This window comes from Streptomyces antimicrobicus (genome assembly GCF_020532625.1).
Lineage (GTDB): Bacteria > Actinomycetota > Actinomycetes > Streptomycetales > Streptomycetaceae > Streptomyces > Streptomyces antimicrobicus.
In genome coordinates this window covers 50,326-69,057 of sequence record NZ_JAJAUY010000019.1, presented here as the reverse complement: position 1 = coordinate 69,057, position 18,732 = coordinate 50,326, and the positions used below count along the sequence as shown (strand labels likewise).

Sequence of the window (18,732 nt, the reverse complement as noted above, 5' to 3'; positions counted from 1 at the left end):
GCCGCCCAGGCGGGCAGCGGCGGCAGGGCGGCGGCCGGGGAGTACGCGCCGCGGCGGGCGGCGACCAGGCGCTGGTGCAGGGTCCGGGCGTCGGAGGGCCGGTCCTCGGGCCGCTTGGCGAGCAGGTCCAGGACGACCTGCTCGAAGAAGGCGGGCAGTTCGGGCCGGTGCTCGCGCGGCGGGACCGGGGCGGTGTCCCGGTGGCCGACCAGCACCGACCAGTTGTCGCCTTCGAAGGGCGGGGCGCCCGTGGCCAGCTCGTAGAGCACACAGCCCAGCGAGTACAGGTCGCTGCTGTGGTCGGCCTCGCCGCCGGCGATCTGCTCGGGCGACATGTAGTGCGGGGTGCCCATGGCGACCCCGCCGCCGGTGAGCTTGGAGGTGAAACCGATGTCGTGGGCGAGCCGGGCGATGCCGAAGTCGCAGATCTTCACCGTGCCGTCGGTGAGCCGCATGATGTTGGCGGGCTTGAGGTCGCGGTGGACGACGCCCTGCTGGTGCGTGTAGGCGAGGGCGGCGGCGACCTGCTCGGCGATGTCGACCAGGTCGTCGACCGGCAGCGGGCGGGCGTCGTTCTCCTCCAGCAGCTGGCTGAGGTTGCTGCCGTCGAGCAGTTCCATGACGAGGTAGAGCGGCCCGCCGGCGGCGCTGTCGTCGCCGAAGTCGTGGACGACGGTGACCCCGCGGTGCTGGAGGGAGGCGGCGACGCGTGCCTCGCGGCGGAAGCGTTCGCGCAGCACCTGGGTGAAGTGGGCGTCCTGCTCCGGGCCGAGCGGCTTGAGGCACTTGACGGCCACCTGGCGGCCCAGGGACTCGTCGCGGGCCCGCCACACCTCCCCCATGCCGCCGCGGCCGATCAGGTCGAGCGACCGGTACCGGCCATGGATCAGTCTGCTCTCCGCCATCTCGTGGTGCCGCCCCCGTCGTCGTGCTGTGCCCTCCCCGGCTCGTCCAGTATGGCCGCCTGTCTGCGCAGTGTGTACGCCGACGGGCGGCTTGCCGAGCCCAGCCTGCGCATCGCTCTCAAGATGTGACCTGAGGGGAGCTGCCAGCGTAGACCTGCGGGAACGGTGCGCAGTGCGCTTCCGGTGCGACGCAGGCGCAAGGTGACCACCTCCGGGGCGGGAGCGGGTCGGCCGTAGAGCTGGTGCGCGTACGCGGGCAGCGATCCGTACGCGAGTTCGGCGAGCGGACGCCAGAGCAGTTTTCGGCCAGGTACGAGCACGAGCGGGGTCGGCGGGTCGCGCAGGAAGGCGTCCACGGCCCGGGCGTCCGGCCCGGCCGCGAGCGCGGGCCGGACCCGCTCGAAGTACGCCGCCAACTGCGCGGTGCCGGCGGGGACCTCGGCCGGGTCGAGGCCGACGAGCCGGGCGGAGACCCGGTTCTCGTCGACGTAGCGGTCCGCCTGGGCGGGGGTCAGGGGGACGCCGGAGCGGCGCAGGACGTCCAGGAACGAGTCGATCTGCGCGCAGTGCACCCAGAGCAGGAGTTCGGGGTCGTCCACGGGGAAGCGCTCGCCGGTGGCGGGGTCGGTCGCCGACAGCGCGCGGTGGATGCGGCGGACCCGGGCACCGGCGCGCTCGGCGTCCTCGGTGGTGCCGTAGGTGACGGTGCCGACGAAGTCGGCGGTGCGCAGCAGGCGGCCCCAGGCGTCGGCCCGGAAGTCGGAGTTCTCCATCACGGCGCGGACGGCGCGCGGGTGCAGGGCCTGGAGGTAGAGCGCGCGGACACCGGCGATCCACATGACCGGGTCGCCGTGGCACTGCCAGGTCACGGAGTCGGGGCCGTACAGGCCGGGGTCGGGGGCGTCCATATCGGTAGTGGTACCCCTCGGGCGGGGGCGCTCAGCCCTCCCCCTCAAGATGGCCGAGATCGTTCCAGCGCTCCAGGGCGGGGTGCTCGTGGGACCAGCCCAGTACGGACAGGGAGGCCGGCCCGAGGTCGAGCTGGGCGGCGAAGGAGACGTCCCGGCCCAGCCAGCGGGCGGCGAGCGCGCGCAGGAAGTGGGCGTGCCCGAACAGCACCGCGTCCTCTTCCTCCGCCCGTGCCCAGGCCACGACGGTGTCGGCGCGGGCGGCGACCTCGGCGAGGCTCTCGCCGCCGGGGACGCCGTCGCGCCACAGGTCCCAGTCGGGGCGTTCGGCGAGGATCTGCGGGGTGGTCAGGCCCTCGTAGGCGCCGTAGTCGAACTCCCGCAGCGCGTCCCAGGCGGTGGCCCGGCCCGCGAACCCGGCCAGGCGGCAGGTCTCGGTCGCGCGGACCAACGGGCTGGTGCGGACCCGGGCGCCGGGCAGTCCGAGCCAGGGCGCGCGGCGCAGCCGCTCGCCGAGCAGGGCGGCGTTGCGGCGGCCTTCCGGCAGCAGCGGCCGGTCGGTGCGGCCGGTGTGCCGGCCGCTGCGGGCCCAGTCGGTCTGGCCGTGGCGGGCCAGCAGGATGCGCGGTCGGGCGGACGGCATGCGTCCACGCTACGCCGGGCCGGCGCCGTCGCCCCGGCGACACGGTGAGCCGGGGCAGGAAGGACAGGAGGGACAGGAGGGACAGCACGGAAAGGGCGGACGGGACGGGGAAGGGGAGAAACCGCGGGACAGCGCGAAGGGACGGAAAGAGCCCGCCCGCTTCTCGCGGAACCCGATTGTGCGGTGCGCAGCTCGGGACTGCTTCTCCGCATCCTCGAAAGGGACTCTTTCCGTCGATTCCATGGAAACACCGCCCGCGCGCCACGTCGAACCGGGAAACCGATAATGGGACGAGCAGTCATCGACCGCCCCTTTCCGGCGGCCCTCCCGAGGAGAGAGCGATGGCCGATCTCTACGTCCCACCCCGGCCCCCCTACCCCCCGGTCCGGGTGACGGCCGTGCTCGACAGCCCGCTCTCGCGCTGGCTGTGGCTGGTCAAGTGGATCCTGGCGATCCCGCACTACGTCGTGCTGGTCTTCCTGTGGCTCGCCTTCCTCGTCGTCAGCGTGATCGCGTTCTTCGCCGTCCTGTTCACCGAGCGCTATCCGCGCCCGCTGTTCGACTTCAACGTCGGGGTGCTGCGCTGGTCGTGGCGGGTGTCGTACTACGCGTACGGGGCCCTGGCCACCGACCGCTACCCGCCCTTCAGCCTCGGCCCCGTGCCCGACTACCCGGCGCGGCTGGAGGTCGCCTACCCCGAGCGGCTCTCGCGGTGGCTGGTGCTGGTGAAGTGGTGGCTGCTGGCGATCCCGCAGTACCTGGTGATCGGGGTCTTCACCGGGTCGCACCGCAGGATGTGCGGCGGCGGCCTGATCACGCTGCTGGCGCTGTTCGCCGTCGTCGCGCTCGCCTTCACCGGCCGGTACCCGCGCGGCCTGTTCGACCTGGTCGTGGGCCTGAACCGGTGGGTGCTGCGGGTCTGCGCCTACGCGGCGCTGATGACGGACGCCTACCCGCCGTTCCGCCTGGACCAGGGCGGCGAGGACCCGCCGGTGGCGGCGGCCGGGGTCACGTCCGCAGGGCCTGGTTGAACCGCAGCAGGTTCCCGGCGGGGTCGCGGAACGCGCAGTCGCGGACGCCGTACGGCTGGTCCGTCGGCTCCTGGAGCACCTCGGCGCCGGCGGCGCTGATCCGTTCGAAGGTGGCGTCGCAGTCGTCCGTCGTGAAGATCACCCCGCGCAGCAGGCCCTTGGCCATCAGCTCGGCCATGGTCCGCCGGTCGGCCGCGGAGGCGTTCGGGTCGGCCAGCGGCGGTTCCAGGACGATGCTGACGTCCGGCTGCCCGGGCGCGCCGACGGTCACCCAGCGCATCCCCTCGAAGCCGACGTCGTTGCGGACCTCCAGGCCGAGCACGTCGCGGTAGAACGCGAGGGCCTTGTCGTGGTCGTCGACGGCGATGAAGCATTGCGAGACCCTGATGTCCATACCGCTCACGCTACGGCCGGGCGTCACTCCTCGCTCCCCCGGTCCGCACCGGCCGCGTGTGGATCTTGGCCATGCACGCCGGGACGGCGGCGCCGTCCTGGTGGTCCCGGGCCCGGTACGCGCTCGGGCTCTCGCCCACCAGCTCGCGGAAGCGGGAGCTGAAGGAGCCCAGGGAGGTGCAGCCGACGGCGAAGCAGACCTCGGTCACGGTCAGGTCGCCGCGGCGCAGCAGGGCCTTGGCCCGTTCGATGCGGCGGGTCATGAGGTAGCTGTACGGCGTCTCGCCGTAGGCGGCGCGGAAGCTGCGGGAGAAGTGGCCGGGCGACATCAGCGCCTCGCGCGCCAGCGCCGGGACGTCGAGCGGCTCGGCGTAGTCGCGGTCCATCCGGTCGCGGGCGCGCCGCAGCCGGACAAGGTCGTCGAGCTCCTGCCGTGTCACCCGGCCAGTCTCCCACGGCGGCCGCGAAGCCGTCGGAAGCCGAAGCCGTCACGGGCCGAAGCCGTCAGGGGCCGAAGGGATCAGTAATGGAGAAGCCGCGCCCGCCGGGACGTCTCTACTCTGGCGGGCATGAACACGAAGAAGACGGACCAGCGGTCGCCCGAGCCGCATGCCGCCGACAGCCACGACCTGATCCGCGTGCACGGCGCGCGCGAGAACAACCTCAAGGACGTCAGCGTCGAGATCCCCAAGCGCCGGCTGACGGTGTTCACCGGCGTCTCCGGCTCGGGCAAGAGCTCCTTGGTCTTCGACACGATCGCCGCCGAGTCGCAGCGGCTGATCAACGAGACCTACAGCGCCTTCGTCCAGGGCTTCATGCCGACGCTGGCCCGGCCCGAGGTCGACGTGCTGGAGGGGCTGACCACCGCGATCATCGTGGACCAGCAGCGGATGGGCGCCGACCCGCGGTCGACGGTCGGCACCGCCACCGACGCCAACGCGATGCTGCGCATCCTCTTCAGCCGGCTCGGCGATCCGCACATCGGCCCGCCCAGCGCCTACGCCTTCAACGTGCCCTCGGTCCGCGGCAGCGGCGCCATCACCGTCGAACGCGGCGCGAAGAAGGCGGTCAAGGCGACGTACAGCCGCACCGGCGGCATGTGCCCGCGCTGCGAGGGCCGGGGCACGGTCACCGACATCGACCTGACCCAGCTGTACGACGCGGACAAGTCCCTCGACGAGGGCGCGCTGACGATCCCCGGCTACAGCATGGACGGCTGGTACGGCCGCATCTACCGCGGCTGCGGCTTCTTCGACCCGGCCAAGCCGATCGCGCGGTTCACCGAGCGCGAGCTGCACGACCTGCTCCACAAGGAGCCGACCAAGATCAAGGTCGACGGGATCAACCTGACCTACGAGGGCCTGATCCCCAAGATCCAGAAGTCGATGCTGTCGAAGGACGTCGACGCCCTCCAGCCGCACGTGCGCGCCTTCGTGGAGCGCGCGATGACCTTCACCACCTGCCCCGACTGCGACGGCACCCGGCTCAGCGAGGGAGCGCGGATCTCCAAGATCAAGGGCATCAGCATCGCCGACGCCTGCGCGATGCAGATCAGCGACCTGGCCGAGTGGGTCCGCGACCTGGCCGAGTCGTCGGTCGCGCCGCTGCTGGCCAAGCTGGGCCACACGCTCGACTCGTTCGTGGAGATCGGGCTCGGCTACCTCTCGCTCGACCGGCCCTCGGGCACGCTGTCGGGCGGCGAGGCCCAGCGCGTGAAGATGATCCGCCACCTGGGCTCCTCGCTGACCGACACCACGTACGTCTTCGACGAGCCCACCACGGGGCTGCACCCGCACGACATCCAGCGGATGAACGAGCTGCTGCTCAGGCTGCGGGACAAGGGCAACACGGTGCTGGTGGTCGAGCACAAGCCGGAGGTCATCGCGATCGCCGACCACGTGGTGGACCTCGGGCCGGGCGCCGGTACGGCGGGCGGCGCGGTCTGCTTCGAGGGCAGCGTCGAGGGACTGCGCACCAGCGGCACCGTCACCGGCCGGCACTTCGACGACCGGGCCGCGCTGAAGGAGTCGGTCCGCACACCGAACGGCGTGCTGGAGATCCGCGGCGCCGACACGCACAACCTGCGCGACGTCGACGTGGACGTCCCGCTCGGGGTGCTCACGGTCGTCACCGGGGTCGCCGGCTCCGGCAAGAGCTCCCTGATCCACGGCTCCGTCCCGGCCTCGGCCGGCGTGGTCTGCGTGGACCAGACCCCGATCCGCGGCTCGCGGCGCAGCAACCCGGCGACGTACACCGGGCTGCTCGACCCGATCCGCAAGGCGTTCGCCAAGGCCAACGGGGTCAAGCCGGCGCTGTTCAGCGCCAACTCCGAGGGCGCCTGCCCCACCTGCAACGGCGCCGGGGTCGTCTACACCGACCTGGGCATGATGGCGGGCGTCTCCAGCACGTGCGAGGACTGCGACGGCAAGCGGTTCGACGCCTCCGTGCTGGAGTACCACCTCGGCGGCCGGGACATCAGCGAGGTGCTGGCGATGTCGGTGACCGAGGCGGAGGCGTTCTTCGGCGCGGGCGAGGCCCGTACGCCAGCGGCCCACAAGATCCTGGAACGCCTGGTCGACGTGGGCCTGGGCTACCTCAGCCTCGGCCAGCCGCTGACCACGCTGTCCGGCGGCGAGCGCCAGCGGCTGAAGCTGGCCACGTACATGGGCGAGAAGGGCGGCGTCTACGTCCTGGACGAGCCGACCGCGGGCCTCCACCTGGCCGACGTCGAGCACCTGCTGGGCCTGCTCGACCGGCTGGTGGACTCCGGCAAGTCGGTCATCGTCATCGAGCACCACCAGGCGGTCATGGCGCACGCCGACTGGATCATCGACCTCGGCCCGGGCGCCGGCCACGACGGCGGCCGCGTCGTCTTCGAGGGCACCCCGGCCGAGCTCGTCCGCGCCCGCAGCACCCTGACGGCCGAGCACCTGGCCGCCTACGTGGGCGCCTGACGGCACGCGGCGCGACCTGCACGCGCCGCAGGGCGCGCTCCCACCCCTCGCGCAGCCGCCGCGCGGCCGGAACCACCGTGACCGGTCATGGGGTGCGGTGCGCGCCCTCCTGGGACAATGCGGAGGGAAGCGCACCGCGCGAACCGACACCAGGGGCGATCATGTCCGAGCACGCGAACGTCTCCCCGGAGGCACCGGTCAGGGTGTTCCTCCTCGACGACCACGAGGTGGTCCGGCGCGGCCTGCGGGACCTCCTCGACGCCGAGCCCGGCATCACGGTCGTGGGTGAGGCGGGCACGGCCGAGCAGGCGCTGGCCCGCGGGCCGGCGCTGCGCCCGGACGTCGCCGTGCTCGACGTGCGACTGCCCGACGGCGACGGCATCACCGTCTGCCGCGAGCTGCGCTCCCACATGCCGGGCCTGGCCTGCCTGATGCTGACGTCCTTCGACGACGAGGACGCCCTGCTGGACGCGATCATGGCGGGGGCGGCGGGCTACGTGCTGAAGCAGATCAAGGGTTCCGACCTGGTCTCCGCCGTGCGCACGGTCGCCACGGGGCAGTCCATGCTGGACCCGGCCACGACCGCCCGCCTGATGCGCTCCTTGCGCGCCCCGGAAGGGGCGAAGGAACCGGAGGACGCCCGCCTGACGGGTCTGACGGAGCGGGAGCGGGCCGTGCTGGAACTGATCGGCGAGGGGCTCACCAACCGGCAGATCGCCAAGCGGCTGTACCTGTCGGAGAAGACCGTCAAGAACCACATCTCCCGGCTCCTGGGCAAGCTCGGTGTGGAGCGCCGGGTCCAGGCGGCGGTGATCGCCGCGCAGATCCGCGACCAGGACCACGGCGGCCGGAGCGAGCCGTGAGGACACCGCGGCCCTGAGCGGTACCGGGATCAGGCGGGCCAGGACCAGTCACCGGGATCAGGCGGGCCAGGACCAGTCGGCGACCTCCGGCAGGTCGGTGCCGTGGGCGCGGATCCAGTCGTGGTGGCGGGCGCGCTGGTCGGCCATGGCCCGGCGCAGTTCCCCGGCGCGGTCCGCGAGGCCGGGGACGCGGTCGATGACGTCCATGACCAGGCGGTAGCGGTCCATGTCGTTGCGGACCACCATGTCGAACGGGGTCGTGGTGGTGCCCGACTCCTTGTACCCGCGCACGTGCAGCTGGGAGTGGCCGCCGCGGCGGTAGGCGAGGCGGTGGATCAGCCACGGGTAGCCGTGGTAGGCGAAGATCACCGGCCGGTCGGTGGTGAGGAGGCCGTCGTACGCGGCGTCCGTCATGCCGTGCGGGTGTTCCTCGTGGGGCATGAGGCGGGCGATGTCGACGACGTTGACGACGCGGACGGCGAGCGAGGGCAGGTGCTGGCGGAGCAGGGCGGCGGCCGCGAGCACCTCCAGGGTGGGCACGTCGCCGGCGCACGCGAGGACGACGTCCGGTGGGCGGGAGCCGTCGTCGGTGCCGGCCCATTCCCAGACGCCGGCGCCGCGCTCCACGTGGGCGCGGGCGTCTTCGAACGACAGCCAGTCGAAGCAGGGCTGTTTGCCGGCGACGATCACGTTGACCCGGTCGCGGCTGCGCAGGGCGTGGTCGGCCACGGCCAGCAGCGTGTTGGCGTCCGGCGGCAGGTAGACCCGCACGACCTCGGGGCTCTTGTTGAGGACGTGGTCGACGAAGCCGGGGTCCTGGTGGGAGAAGCCGTTGTTGTCCTGGCGCCAGACGTGCGAGGTGAGCAGGTAGTTGAGGGAGGCGATCGGTGCCCGCCAGGACAGTTCTCGCGAGGTCTTCAGCCACTTGATGTGCTGACCGACCATGGAGTCGACGATGTGCGCGAACGCCTCGTAGGTGGAGAACAGACCGTGGCGGCCGGTCAGCAGGTAGCCCTCCAGCCAGCCCTGGCAGACGTGTTCGGACAGGATCTCCATCACCCGGCCGTCCCGGGACAGGTTCCGGTCGGTGGCCTCGGTGAGGGCCTGCCACGCCTTGCCGGTGGCGTCGTACAGGTCGTCCAGCCGGTTCGAGGCGGTCTCGTCGGGCCCGACGACCCTGAAGTCCCTGCAGGCGGCCGTGTCCTGCATGATCCGGCCGAGGAACTGCCCGAGCACGCGGGTCGGTTCGTGCCGGGTGCCGCCCGGCTTGTCCACGGGGACGGCGTGCGCCTCGGGCGGGGTCGGCGGCAGCGGCCGCAGCAGCCGCCCGCCGTTCGCGTACGGTACGGCGCCCAGGCGGCGGTCGCCCTCCGGGACGCACGCCAGGACCTGCGGCACCGGACGGCCGTCGGCGTCGAAGAGCTCCTGCGGCCGGTACGAGCGCAGCCAGTTCTCCAGTTGCCGCAGGTGCGCGGGGTCCTCGCGGACGGCGGCGAGCGGGACCTGGTGGGAGCGCCAGGTGCCCTCGACCGGGTCGCCGTCGACGCTCCGGGGCCCCGTCCAGCCCTTCGGCGTGCGCAGCACGATCATCGGCCAGCGGGGGTACTCCCGTCCCGGGCCGCTGCCCGCCGTCCGCGCCTCGGCCTGGATCTCCGCCACGCGGGCCAGCGCCTGGTCCATCGCGCGGGCCATGGACCGGTGGACCAGGGCGGGGTCGCTGCCGCTCACGTACAGCGGTTCGTGGCCGTAGCCGCGCAGCAGCGCGTCGAGCTCGGCCTCGGGGATCCGGGACAGCACCGTCGGGTTGGCGATCTTGTACCCGTTGAGGTGCAGGACGGGCAGGACGGCGCCGTCGTGGACCGGGTCCAGGAACTTGTTGGCGTGCCACGACGCGGCCAGCGGTCCGGTCTCCGCCTCGCCGTCCCCGATGACGCAGGCGACGAGCAGCCCGGGGTGGTCGAAGGCGGCGCCGTAGGCGTGGGCGAGGGCGTATCCGAGCTCGCCGCCCTCGTGGATGGAGCCGGGGGTCTGCGGCGCCACGTGGCTGGGCACACCGCCGGGGAAGGAGAACTGCCGGAACAGCCTGGCCATGCCGTCGGCGTCGCGGGGCACGTCCGGATAGGTCTCGCTGTACGTCCCCTCCAGCCAGGAGTTGGCCAGGACGGCGGGGCCGCCGTGCCCGGGCCCCCAGACGCACAGGACCTCCAGCGACCGCTCCTTGATCACGCGGTTGAGGTGGGTGTGCACCAGGTTCAGGCCGGGCGAGGTGCCCCAGTGGCCGAGCAGCCGCGGCTTGATGTGCTCCGGGCGGAGCGGTTCGGTCAGCAGCGGGTTGTCCAGGAGGTAGATCTGGCCGACCGCCAGGTAGTTGGCGGCGCGCCAGTGGGCGTCCAGCTCGGAGAGCGAGTGGGCGGTCAACGCGGTCATGTCCGCTCCTGCGGGTGTGGGTCAGGGACGTTCGTCGACTGAGCCGATACCGACACCCTCGTGCCGCCGGCCCGTGGCCGCCAGGGGAGGACCGGCCCTCGGGGAGGGACCGTCGGCCCTGTCGCCCGCCTGCCCGGCCCGGGGAAGGTGAATCCCGGTGGCGCCCGGTGCTTCCCCCGGCCGGCGCCACCGTCCGCACCTCGACCCCGATGCTCCTGCAGCAGTACGGAGGACAGACCTGTGAAGCGCACCCTCGTCGTCGGCGTGGACGGCTCCCCCGAAAGCCGGGCCGCGGCCGACTGGGCGGCTCGGGAAGCCCTGCGCCGGGACCTGCGTGTGCACGTGGTCCACGCCTGGTCGTGGCAGCCGCTCGCCGTCCCCGTCGTCCAGGAGCGCGACGTCGAGGCCCGCCGGGCCCAGGAGATCCTGGAGGAGACGCGGAGCGAGCTCACCCGCCGCCGTCCGGGGCTCTCCCTCACCACCGAGGTGGTGCCGGACGTCCCCGTGCCGGGCCTGCTGCGAGCCGCCGAGGACGCCGAGATGCTGGTGATCGGCACCCGCGGGCACGGCGCGCTGGCCGGCTTCCTGCTCGGCTCGTACGGGCAGCAGCTGATCGCCGCCGCCACCTGCCCGGTCGTCTCCGTCCGCGCCCCGCACGGCGGGGCGGTGCCCGGGGCCGGCGAGGGCGAGGGCGAGGACCGGGGCGAGGTGGTCGTCGGCCAGCACGGCGGCGTGGAGGAATCCGCCGACGTGCTGCGCTTCGCCTTCGAGACGGCCTCGGCGCGCAAGGCGACCCTGCGCGTGGTGCGGGCCTGGAACCTGCCCCCGGTCTACGGCTACAGCCCCGGATCGATGTGGGCCGCGGACCGGTTCGGCGGACTGGAACCCTTCGAGCAGGCCGCCCTGGAGCAGGCGCTGGAGCCGTGGCGGACGCGGTGGCCCGAGGTGGACGTCGTCACGCACGTGGAGATGGGCAGCGCGGGCCAGGTGCTGCTGTCCGCCGCCGCGGACGCCCAGCTGGTCGTCGTCGGCCGGCAGATCCGCAAGTCGGCACTGGGGCCCCGGATCGGGTCGGTGGCCCACGCGGTCCTCCACCACGCGCAGTGCCCCGTCGCGGTCGTGCCGCACCTCTGAGGCGGCACCCGCGGGTGGGGCCGGGCAGCCACCGCGGCGGCGCGGACCGCCCGGCCCCACCCGTGGGCCCTTCCTACCCCGCCGGGGGAACCGGGTGCCGGCCGGGCGGGGTCAGGGCCGGACGACCTCGTGGTCGTCGAGCAGGAACACCCGGACGGGCTCCTGCGCGGGGAAGGAGGCACCGCCGCCTGTCATGACACACCCCGGCGGTCAGGGGCGCAGCCACCGGCAGGGACGGGCGCGGCCACCGGGAAGGACGGGCAGGGCCGGACGCGGCCGCCGACCGGCCGGCTGCCCGACGAGGGACCTTCGGCCCCCGCCGAGGGCCTGCCCGGCCCTCGCCCGTACGGGTGGCAGCGGATGGACTGGTGCGGACGGGAACGGCGCGACTCCACGGAGCCGCACGCGACGCGGAGGATGCCATGACGACCACGTTGATCGACCTCACCACCGTGGCCCGGGACGACCGCGAGCTGCGGATCGCCCTCGCGGGGGAGCTCGACTTCCACACGGCCGGACAGGTGGGGCCGAGCCTGCGCGCCGTCGCGGCCTGCGGACACCCGCGCCTCGTCCTCGACCTGCGCGGGCTGACGTTCTGCGACAGCGCCGGCATCGACCTGCTGACCCGTCTCGACCGCCACTGCCGGGCGGGAGGGACACGGCTCCTGCTGAGCGGGGTGCCGCCGCTGGTGGTCAAGTCCATCCGGGTGCTCGCCGCCGACCGCCACCTGTCGTTCGTCGTCTCATGAGCGCGGACCAGTCGGGGCACGGCGCGTCATGACCGGGGAACGTCCGAGGCCGCCTGCCGGAGGGACCGGCGGGACGACCGCCGCCCGGCACATGCGCGAGCTGGACAGGACCGAGGCGCTGGGCCTGCTCGCCACGGTGTCGCTGGGACGCATCGTCTTCACGCAGGACGCCCTGCCCGCCGTCCGGCCGGTGAACCACCTCCTCGACGGCGAGGACATCGTCGTCCGCGTCCTCGGAGGCGGCGCCCTGGCCTCGCTGGCGGCGCCCACGGACGCCCCCGGCGTGGTGGTGGCCTACGAAGCGGACCAGATCGACCCCGAGACCCACCTGGGCTGGAGCGTCGTCGTCACCGGCTACGCGCGCCCGGTCGCCGACCCCGGGGACGTCGACCGGTACACGGCCGCGCTGCGCCCCTGGGTGGGGCAGCCGGTGACCGGCACCGTGCGGATCCGGCCCGATCTGGTCACGGGCTTCCAGGTGGAGGCCGTACCGTCGCCGCCCTCCTCGGCGCCGTGGGGCTGACCGTGCCGCATGCGGGCCTCGTTCACATCCCGCGACCGACCCGTGCCGTGTGCTGCCCTCCGCGGCACCCTGGGGCCGACCGCGCCCGTGCCGTCCGCCTCAGCCGCGGGGGCCGAGCGGCGCCCGCGCGCACCAGGAGCTCGTCGCCGGCTCGCGGGCGCCCCGCGGGACCGCGGGTTGCAGTGATCTGCAATGGTGGAGGTCGCAAGGTGTGACCAGGGGCGAACGGACGCCTCTGGCGCGGGAACGGTTCCGGGTGGACGAGATGGGCAATCAGGGCAGAGGTATCCAGGTGAGCACGCCGCTGTACCAGCTGAAGGCGGAGTTCTTCAAGACGCTGGGGCACCCGGTGCGCATCCGCGTCCTGGAGCTCCTGTCCCAGCGCGAGCACGCGGTCGCCGAGATGCTGCCCGAGGTCGGGGTGGAGGCCGCCAGCCTCTCCCAGCAGCTGGCCGTCCTGCGCAAGGCCAACCTGGTGGTCACCCGCCGGGAGGGCTCGAACGTGTTCTACAGCCTCACCCACCCGCAGATCGCCGAGCTCCTGCGGGTCGCCCGCGGCATCCTCTCCGGCGTCCTGGAAGGCCAGGCCGAACTCCTGGCCGACCTCAAGGCCGGCCGCCACACCTGAGCGGGGCGCAGTTGCGCCCTCACTTCTGGGCGTGCTGCCCGAGGTAGAACAGCAGCCACACGAACCCGGCGAACAGGTGCGTGCCGAAGATGTAGAAGAAGGCCCGCAACGCGACGCCCTTCTCCTTCCAGCTCTCCTGCTCCACGGCCGTGACCTCCTCGGGGCGGTTGTCCGTCATGACGCCACGACCCCGCGCGGTGCGCCCGAACTAGCAAATTGCATAACTCTGCAAGTCTACCGGTCGCCGGTCCGGGTGCGAGCGAGGGTGCGAGCGAGGGTTCGGGATCTGGGTCCGGGATCGCGGTCCGGGATCGGGGTCCGGGTTCACGGATCCGGCGCCGGGGAGGCGCTCAGCGGCGGACTCGGGGCATGCCCAGGCCCAGCCAGGAGATGATCTCGCGCTGGATCTCGTTGTTGCCGCCGCCGAAGGTGAAGATGACGGCGCTGCGGTAGCCGCGTTCGAGTTCCCCGTGGAGGACGGCCCCGGCGGAGCCGTCCTTCAGGGCGCCGGCGGCGGCCACGACCTCCATCAGCCAGGCATACGCGTCGCGGCGGGCCTCGGAGCCGTAGACCTTGACGGCGGAGGCGTCCTGCGGGGTGAGGGTGCCGGACTGGACGGCGTTGACCATCTGCCAGTTGAGCAGCTTCATGGCGTCGAGGCGGGCGTGGACGCGGGCGAGCCGGCCGCGGACCCACCCGAGGTCGATGACCCGTCGGCCGTCGGCGAGCTTGGTCCGCGCGGCCCAGCGCTGGACGTCGTGCAGGGCGCGTACGGCCATGGTGCCGTGGGCGGCGAGGGTGACGCGCTCGTGGTTGAGCTGGTTGGTGATCAGGCGCCAGCCCTTGTTCTCCGGGCCCACCCGGCGGCCGGCCGGCACCCGGATGTCCTCGTAGTAGCTGGCGGTCGTGTCGTGCGAGGCCAGGGTGTTGATGACGGTGCAGCTGTAGCCGGGGTCGCTGGTGGGGACCAGGAGCATGGTGATGCCCTTGTGGGCGGGCGCCTCGGGGTCGGTGCGCACGGCGAGCCAGACCCAGTCGGCGGTGTCGCCGTTGGTGGTCCAGATCTTCTGTCCGTTGACGACGTAGGTGCCGGTCTCCTCGTCGCCCTCGCGGACCGCCCTGCACGTCAGGGCGGCCAGGTCCGTGCCGGCGCCGGGCTCGCTGTACCCGATGGCGAAGTCGATCTCGCCGGAGAGGATGCGGGGCAGGAAGTACGCCTTCTGCTCGTCGGTGCCGAACTGCATGAGGGTCGGTCCGACGGTGTTGAGGGCCATCAGCGGCAGCGGGACGACCGCCTGGGCGGCCTCGTCGAAGAAGATGAACTGCTCCATGGCGGACATCCCGCGCCCGCCGAACTCCTTGGGCCAGCCCACCCCGAGCCAGCCGTCGGCGCCGAGCCGGCGAACGGTCTCGCGGTAGAAGCGCTTCTGCGCCGCCGGTTCGCCGTAGCGGGCGGAGACGTCCTCGGGCACCAGCTCGGCGAAGTAGGCGCGCAGTTCGGCGCGCAACCGCTGCTGCTCAGGCGTGTATTCGAGGTGCACGGCCCCTCCGGGAAGCTCTCGGTCGTCCGTCGCTGGCGGCGGTCAGGGTAGAACCTGTTCCAGGAATTCGGAAGGGACGTGCGGCTGCTCAGCCCAGCGCCGTGATCATGGCCAGCGCCGTGGCCGCCATGGCGGTGCGGGCGGCCGTCAGGTACGGGCGGGGGTCGGCCGGGGTCAGGTGGGACCGGATGGCCTCGGTCATCGCGACGTTGAGGGCGGTGCCGATGTTGACCTTGCGGATGCCGCCCGCGACGGCCGCGGCGAGTTCGGCGTCCGGCAGGCCGGAGGAGCCGTGCAGGACCAGCGGTACGTCCACGGCCTTGGCGAGCCGGTCCAGCAGGGCGTGGTCCACGGCGGCGGTGCGCGTGGTCATCGCGTGGGTGCTGCCGATGGCCACGGCGAGCGCGTCGACGCCGGAGTCGGCCACGAACCGGCGGGCCTCGTCGGGGTCGGTGCGGGCACCGGGGGCGTGCGGGTCCAGCGGGGCGGCGCCGTCCTTGCCGCCGACCTCGCCGAGTTCGGCCTCGATCCACAGGCCGTGGGCGTGCGCCCAGTCGGCGGCGGACCGGGTGGCCTCCAGGTTCTCGGCGTAGGGCAGGTGCGCGGCGTCGTACATCACCGAGCCGAAGCCGGCGTCGGCGGCCTGGCGCAGCAGCTCCGGGCTCTTGACGTGGTCGAGGTGCAGGGCGACGGGCACGGAGGCGGCCTCGGCGCAGGCGAGCGCGGCCCGGGCGATGGGCAGCAGCCGGCCGCCGCGGAACTTCACCGCGTTCTCGCTGAGCTGGAGGACCACGGGCGCGCCGGCCTGTTCCGCGCCCGCCACCACAGCCTCTGCGTGCTCCAGGGTGATGATGTTGAAGGCGGCGACGGCGCCGCCCGCGCGTACGGCGTCCCGCACGAGCCCGCCGGTGTCGGCCAGGGTCATCGCACGGCCTCCTCTCCGGCGGTCAGGACGACCGAACGGGTCAGGTGGCGCGGCCGGTCCGGGTCGAGCTGCTGCTGCGCCGCGACGGCGACGGCCAGGCGGTGCACGCGGACGAGCTCGGCCAGCGGGTCGAGCCGGCCCTCGACCCAGTGGGCGCCGGTCCGCCGCACCTGCTCGGCCAGCCCCTCGGGCGCCTCGCCGAGCGACCAGGTGGCGGTGCCGGGCCCCGAGACGCTGATGGGGCCGTGCCGGTACTCCATCGCCGGGTACGACTCCGACCAGGACAGCGAGGCCTCGCGCATCTTGAGGGCGGCCTCGTGCGCGAGGCCGACGCTCCAGCCGCGACCGAGGAAGGAGAACTGCCCGCAGCCGTCCAGCGCCGGCGGCAGCGGCTCCTCCAGGGCGGTACGGCCGTCCGCGACGACCGCCTCGCCGTGGCGGCCGACGTGTGCGCGCAGCAGCGTGAGCGCGGTGGTGGCGAACCGGGTCTGCACGACGGAGCGTTCGTCGGCGAAGTCGAGGACGACCCGCTCGTCGGCGAGGCTCACGGCGGGGGTGTCGGGATCGCCGAGGACGGCGGTGGTACGGGTGCCGGTGTCGCGGAGGGCGGCCAGCAGGTCGAGGACCTCGGTGGTGGTGCCGGACCGGGTCAGGGCGACGACCCGGTCGTAGCGGCGGTGGCGGGGGAACTCCGAGGCGGGGAAGGCGTCGGTCTCGCCGTGCCCGGCCTCCTCGCGCAGGACGGCGGCGGCCTGCGCCATGTAGTACGAGGTGCCGCAGCCGACGACGGCGGTCCGCTCCCCCGGCGCCGGCAGCACGTCCCGGTGGGCCGGGGCGAGCTCGGCGGCCCGTTCCCAGCACGCGGGCTGTGTGCTCAGCTCGTACGCGACATGACTCATGGCCGCTCCCTGTGCGATGAGGTGCGTTCTTGGGGGTGGGTCTTCGTGATCGGTGCTCCGCCGCGCGATCCCCGCTCTACACCGCGATCCATGCCCTTCCCTACGACGATCGACGGCCCGCTCTGTGATCGATGCCCTGGCTCGTGCGCCCCGCTCCGCCGGCGCGCGGCGGAGCGGTGGTGCGGGTGGTGCGTTTTGCTGCAAGGTAGCGGGCTGTTTCACGCAACTTCAAGCACCTTCGCGATGATCGGCTGGGCTAGTGTCGTGGGGTACGGCCATACGTACGAACCGGAGGTGTCTGTTTCATGTCGCTGTCGCGGGAGGCACGGTGGCAGGCGCTGCTCGCCCTGCTGGTGGAGCGGGGGCGGCTGGAGGTGGATCCGGCGGCGGCGGAGCTCGGGGTGTCCGCGGCGACCATCCGGCGCGACCTCGACCAGCTCGCGGAGCAGCAGATGCTGGTGCGCACGCGCGGCGGCGCCGTGCTGCACGGCGTGAGCTACGAACTGCCGCTGCGCTACCGCACCTCACGGCGGGCCGCGGAGAAACGGCGCATCAGCGAGGCGGTTGCCGACCTGGTGGACGCGGGCGAGGTGATCGGGCTGACGGGCGGTACGACGACCACGGAGGTGGCACGGTCCCTGGCGGGCCGGGCCGACCTGGCGGAACTGACGCCGCCGGCCCTGACCGTCGTGACGAACGCGCTGAACATCGCGGGTGAGCTGGCCGTGCGGCCGCAGTTCAAGATCGTGCTGACGGGCGGGGTGGCCCGCCCCCAGTCCTTCGAGCTCACCGGACCGCTGGCGCAGGGTGTCCTGGAGCAGATCACCGTGGACACGGCGGTCCTGGGCGTGGACGGGTTCGACGCCGCGGACGGCGCCGCCACGCGGCACGAGGACGAGGCGGCGGTCAACCGGCTGCTGTGCGAACGCGCCCGGCGCGTGATCGTCGCCACGGACTCCAGCAAGCTCGGCGTCCGCGCCTTCGCGCGGATCTGCCCCACGTCCGCGGTGGACGTCCTGGTCACGGACGCGGGCCTGGGCGACGCCGGAGCCGCGGCGTTCGAGGAGGCGGGCGTGGAGGTCGTACGCGTCTGACGCCGCCCCGCGGGATCCGGGCACCAGCGGCCCGGCCCGGTTCCCGGTGGCCGGCCGCCCACGGCCCGAGCGTCCTCGCCCGGCGGGCCGCTCGCCCACTCGCCCTGCTCACCCGGCGGCCCGGCGGCTGGATCGCCCGGCTTTCCCCGTCGGCCCGGCCGCCCTCAGCCCAGCCGCCCCGAGCCAGGCCCCGCTCAATGGATCCGCAGCTGCCCCGAAGCCGTGCGCAAGGCCGACAGGACCGGGGCGATCAAGGGGTGGGTCTCGGCGCCGCGGCGGGTGGCCGCGAAGACGCGGCGGGTGGCCGACGGCCCGGTCACGGGGCGGACCTGGACCTCCTTGAGCTCCATGCCGCGCAGCGCCGAGCGGGGCACGAGCGCCACGCCCGCACCGGCCCCGGCCAGCGCGGCCACGGCCCGGAAGTCGTCCGAGGAGTGCGCGAAGCGGGGCTGGAACCCGGCGAGTTCGCAGGCCAGCAGGGTCACGTCATGGCACGGGTTGCCCGGGTACTGGCCGATCCACTCGCTGTCCGCGAGGTCCGCCAGGGCGACCTCGGGCAGCTCCGCCAGCGGGTGCCCGACGGGCAGCACGGCGTCGAAGGGTTCGGCGTACAGCGGCAGGACCGACAACCGGGCGTCGTCGGCGCCGGGGCCGCCGCGGTACTCCACGGCCAGCGCGACGTCGGCCCGGCCGTCCAGCAGCATGGGCAGGCTCTCGTCGCCCTCGGCGTCCCGGACCCGCAGCCGCAGGCCCGGGTGGTCCACGGACAGCCGGGAGATCGCCGGGGCGAGGACCTCCGCGATACCGGTGGCGAAGGCCGCCACCGTCACCTCGCCGGCGGCCCCGCCGGCGTACGCGGCGAGTTCGGCCTCGGCCCGCTCCAGCTGCGCCAGCACCTCGTGCGCGTGGCCGAGCAGGATCTCCCCGGCCGCCGTCAGCCGTACGCCCCGTCCGCTGCGGGTCAGCAGCGCGTGCCCGGTCTCCTGCTCCAGCGCGGCGAGCTGCTGGGAGACGGCGGACGGGGTGAGGTACAGGGCTGCGGCCGCGGCGGTCACCGTACGGTGGTCCGCCACGGCCCGCAGGATGCGCAGCCGGCGGGGGTCGATCACCCGCCC

General features: G+C 73.5%; 19 protein-coding genes. 8 read left to right on the top strand and 11 right to left on the bottom strand.

Annotation, left to right across the window (positions count from 1 at the left end; translation table 11 throughout):
* The 3 genes from LG632_RS07905 to LG632_RS07895 form a co-directional block, all read right to left on the bottom strand.
* Positions 1–905 (bottom strand): serine/threonine-protein kinase (locus LG632_RS07905; protein WP_226726131.1); only part of this gene is annotated, 905 nt, incomplete at its 3' end.
* A complete protein-coding gene (locus LG632_RS07900; protein WP_226726130.1) occupies positions 887–1,813 on the bottom strand; it encodes an oxygenase MpaB family protein in 927 nt (308 codons plus the stop codon). The genes LG632_RS07905 and LG632_RS07900, both read right to left, overlap by 19 nt.
* Positions 1,814–1,844: 31 nt before the next feature.
* Positions 1,845–2,456 (bottom strand): histidine phosphatase family protein, encoded by a 612-nt coding sequence (locus LG632_RS07895; protein ID WP_226726129.1) that lies wholly within the window; start codon positions 2,454–2,456, stop codon positions 1,845–1,847.
* Positions 2,457–2,797: 341 nt separating this feature from the next.
* Here LG632_RS07895 and LG632_RS07890 point away from each other — a divergent pair, with 341 nt between their 5' ends.
* Positions 2,798–3,487, top strand: a complete 690-nt coding sequence (locus LG632_RS07890) for a DUF4389 domain-containing protein (RefSeq protein ID WP_226726128.1) — start codon at positions 2,798–2,800, stop codon at positions 3,485–3,487.
* On the opposite strand, the gene LG632_RS07885 is transcribed toward LG632_RS07890, so the two are convergent.
* Together LG632_RS07885 and LG632_RS07880 are read right to left on the bottom strand one after the other, a co-directional pair.
* Positions 3,465–3,881 carry a VOC family protein gene (locus tag LG632_RS07885; protein ID WP_226726127.1) on the bottom strand — a complete coding sequence of 139 codons (417 nt, stop codon included), beginning with the start codon at positions 3,879–3,881 and terminating at the stop codon, positions 3,465–3,467. The two genes, LG632_RS07890 and LG632_RS07885, sit on opposite strands and share 23 nt — an antisense overlap.
* 10 nt (positions 3,882–3,891) lie before the next feature.
* On the bottom strand, positions 3,892–4,266 hold the full coding sequence (locus LG632_RS07880; protein ID WP_264201542.1) for a helix-turn-helix transcriptional regulator: 375 nt from the start codon (positions 4,264–4,266) through the stop codon (positions 3,892–3,894).
* A gap of 183 nt (positions 4,267–4,449) precedes the next feature.
* Here LG632_RS07880 and LG632_RS07875 point away from each other — a divergent pair, with 183 nt between their 5' ends.
* Positions 4,450–6,834 carry an ATP-binding cassette domain-containing protein gene (locus LG632_RS07875; RefSeq protein ID WP_226726125.1) on the top strand — a complete coding sequence of 795 codons (2,385 nt, stop codon included), beginning with the start codon at positions 4,450–4,452 and terminating at the stop codon, positions 6,832–6,834.
* A 161-nt stretch (positions 6,835–6,995) separates the two neighbouring features.
* Complete coding sequence (locus tag LG632_RS07870) at positions 6,996–7,697, top strand: response regulator (protein WP_226726124.1); 702 nt, start codon at positions 6,996–6,998, stop codon at positions 7,695–7,697.
* Between the two features lie 57 nt (positions 7,698–7,754).
* Here LG632_RS07870 and LG632_RS07865 read toward each other — a convergent pair whose 3' ends face one another.
* Positions 7,755–10,124, bottom strand: a complete 2,370-nt coding sequence (locus LG632_RS07865) for a phosphoketolase family protein (RefSeq protein ID WP_226726123.1) — start codon at positions 10,122–10,124, stop codon at positions 7,755–7,757.
* 240 nt (positions 10,125–10,364) lie between these two features.
* On the opposite strand from LG632_RS07865, the gene LG632_RS07860 reads away from it, so the two are divergent.
* The 4 genes from LG632_RS07860 (at position 10,365) to LG632_RS07845 (ending at position 13,158) form a co-directional block, all read left to right on the top strand.
* Positions 10,365–11,258 (top strand): universal stress protein, encoded by an 894-nt coding sequence (locus LG632_RS07860; protein ID WP_226726122.1) that lies wholly within the window; start codon positions 10,365–10,367, stop codon positions 11,256–11,258.
* Positions 11,259–11,680: 422 nt separating this feature from the next.
* Entirely contained in the window at positions 11,681–12,007 is a 327-nt protein-coding gene (locus tag LG632_RS07855; protein WP_226726121.1) for an STAS domain-containing protein, read from the top strand.
* A gap of 91 nt (positions 12,008–12,098) precedes the next feature.
* Positions 12,099–12,530 carry a pyridoxamine 5'-phosphate oxidase family protein gene (locus LG632_RS07850; protein WP_226726120.1) on the top strand — a complete coding sequence of 144 codons (432 nt, stop codon included), beginning with the start codon at positions 12,099–12,101 and terminating at the stop codon, positions 12,528–12,530.
* Positions 12,531–12,822: 292 nt separating this feature from the next.
* Positions 12,823–13,158: an ArsR/SmtB family transcription factor gene (locus LG632_RS07845; protein ID WP_226724938.1), complete on the top strand. Its 336-nt coding sequence runs from the start codon at positions 12,823–12,825 to the stop codon at positions 13,156–13,158.
* Between the two features lie 19 nt (positions 13,159–13,177).
* On the opposite strand, the gene LG632_RS07840 is transcribed toward LG632_RS07845, so the two are convergent.
* The 4 genes from LG632_RS07840 to LG632_RS07825 form a co-directional block, all read right to left on the bottom strand.
* The gene (locus LG632_RS07840; RefSeq protein ID WP_226726119.1) at positions 13,178–13,336 is read right to left on the bottom strand and encodes a DUF6126 family protein; all 159 of its coding nucleotides are present in this window, start codon (positions 13,334–13,336) and stop codon (positions 13,178–13,180) included.
* 172 nt (positions 13,337–13,508) lie between these two features.
* Entirely contained in the window at positions 13,509–14,699 is a 1,191-nt protein-coding gene (locus LG632_RS07835; RefSeq protein WP_226726118.1) for an acyl-CoA dehydrogenase family protein, read from the bottom strand.
* A gap of 88 nt (positions 14,700–14,787) precedes the next feature.
* On the bottom strand, positions 14,788–15,624 hold the full coding sequence (locus LG632_RS07830; RefSeq protein WP_226726117.1) for a class II fructose-bisphosphate aldolase: 837 nt from the start codon (positions 15,622–15,624) through the stop codon (positions 14,788–14,790).
* Positions 15,621–16,523: an SIS domain-containing protein gene (locus LG632_RS07825; RefSeq protein WP_226726116.1), complete on the bottom strand. Its 903-nt coding sequence runs from the start codon at positions 16,521–16,523 to the stop codon at positions 15,621–15,623. Before LG632_RS07825 ends, LG632_RS07830 begins: the two co-directional genes overlap by 4 nt.
* A gap of 311 nt (positions 16,524–16,834) precedes the next feature.
* Here LG632_RS07825 and LG632_RS07820 point away from each other — a divergent pair, with 311 nt between their 5' ends.
* The gene (locus LG632_RS07820) at positions 16,835–17,617 is read left to right on the top strand and encodes a DeoR/GlpR family DNA-binding transcription regulator (protein WP_226726132.1); all 783 of its coding nucleotides are present in this window, start codon (positions 16,835–16,837) and stop codon (positions 17,615–17,617) included.
* A gap of 194 nt (positions 17,618–17,811) precedes the next feature.
* On the opposite strand, the gene LG632_RS07815 is transcribed toward LG632_RS07820, so the two are convergent.
* Positions 17,812–18,726 carry a LysR family transcriptional regulator gene (locus LG632_RS07815; RefSeq protein WP_226726115.1) on the bottom strand — a complete coding sequence of 305 codons (915 nt, stop codon included), beginning with the start codon at positions 18,724–18,726 and terminating at the stop codon, positions 17,812–17,814.
* Positions 18,727–18,732: the final 6 nt, after the last annotated feature.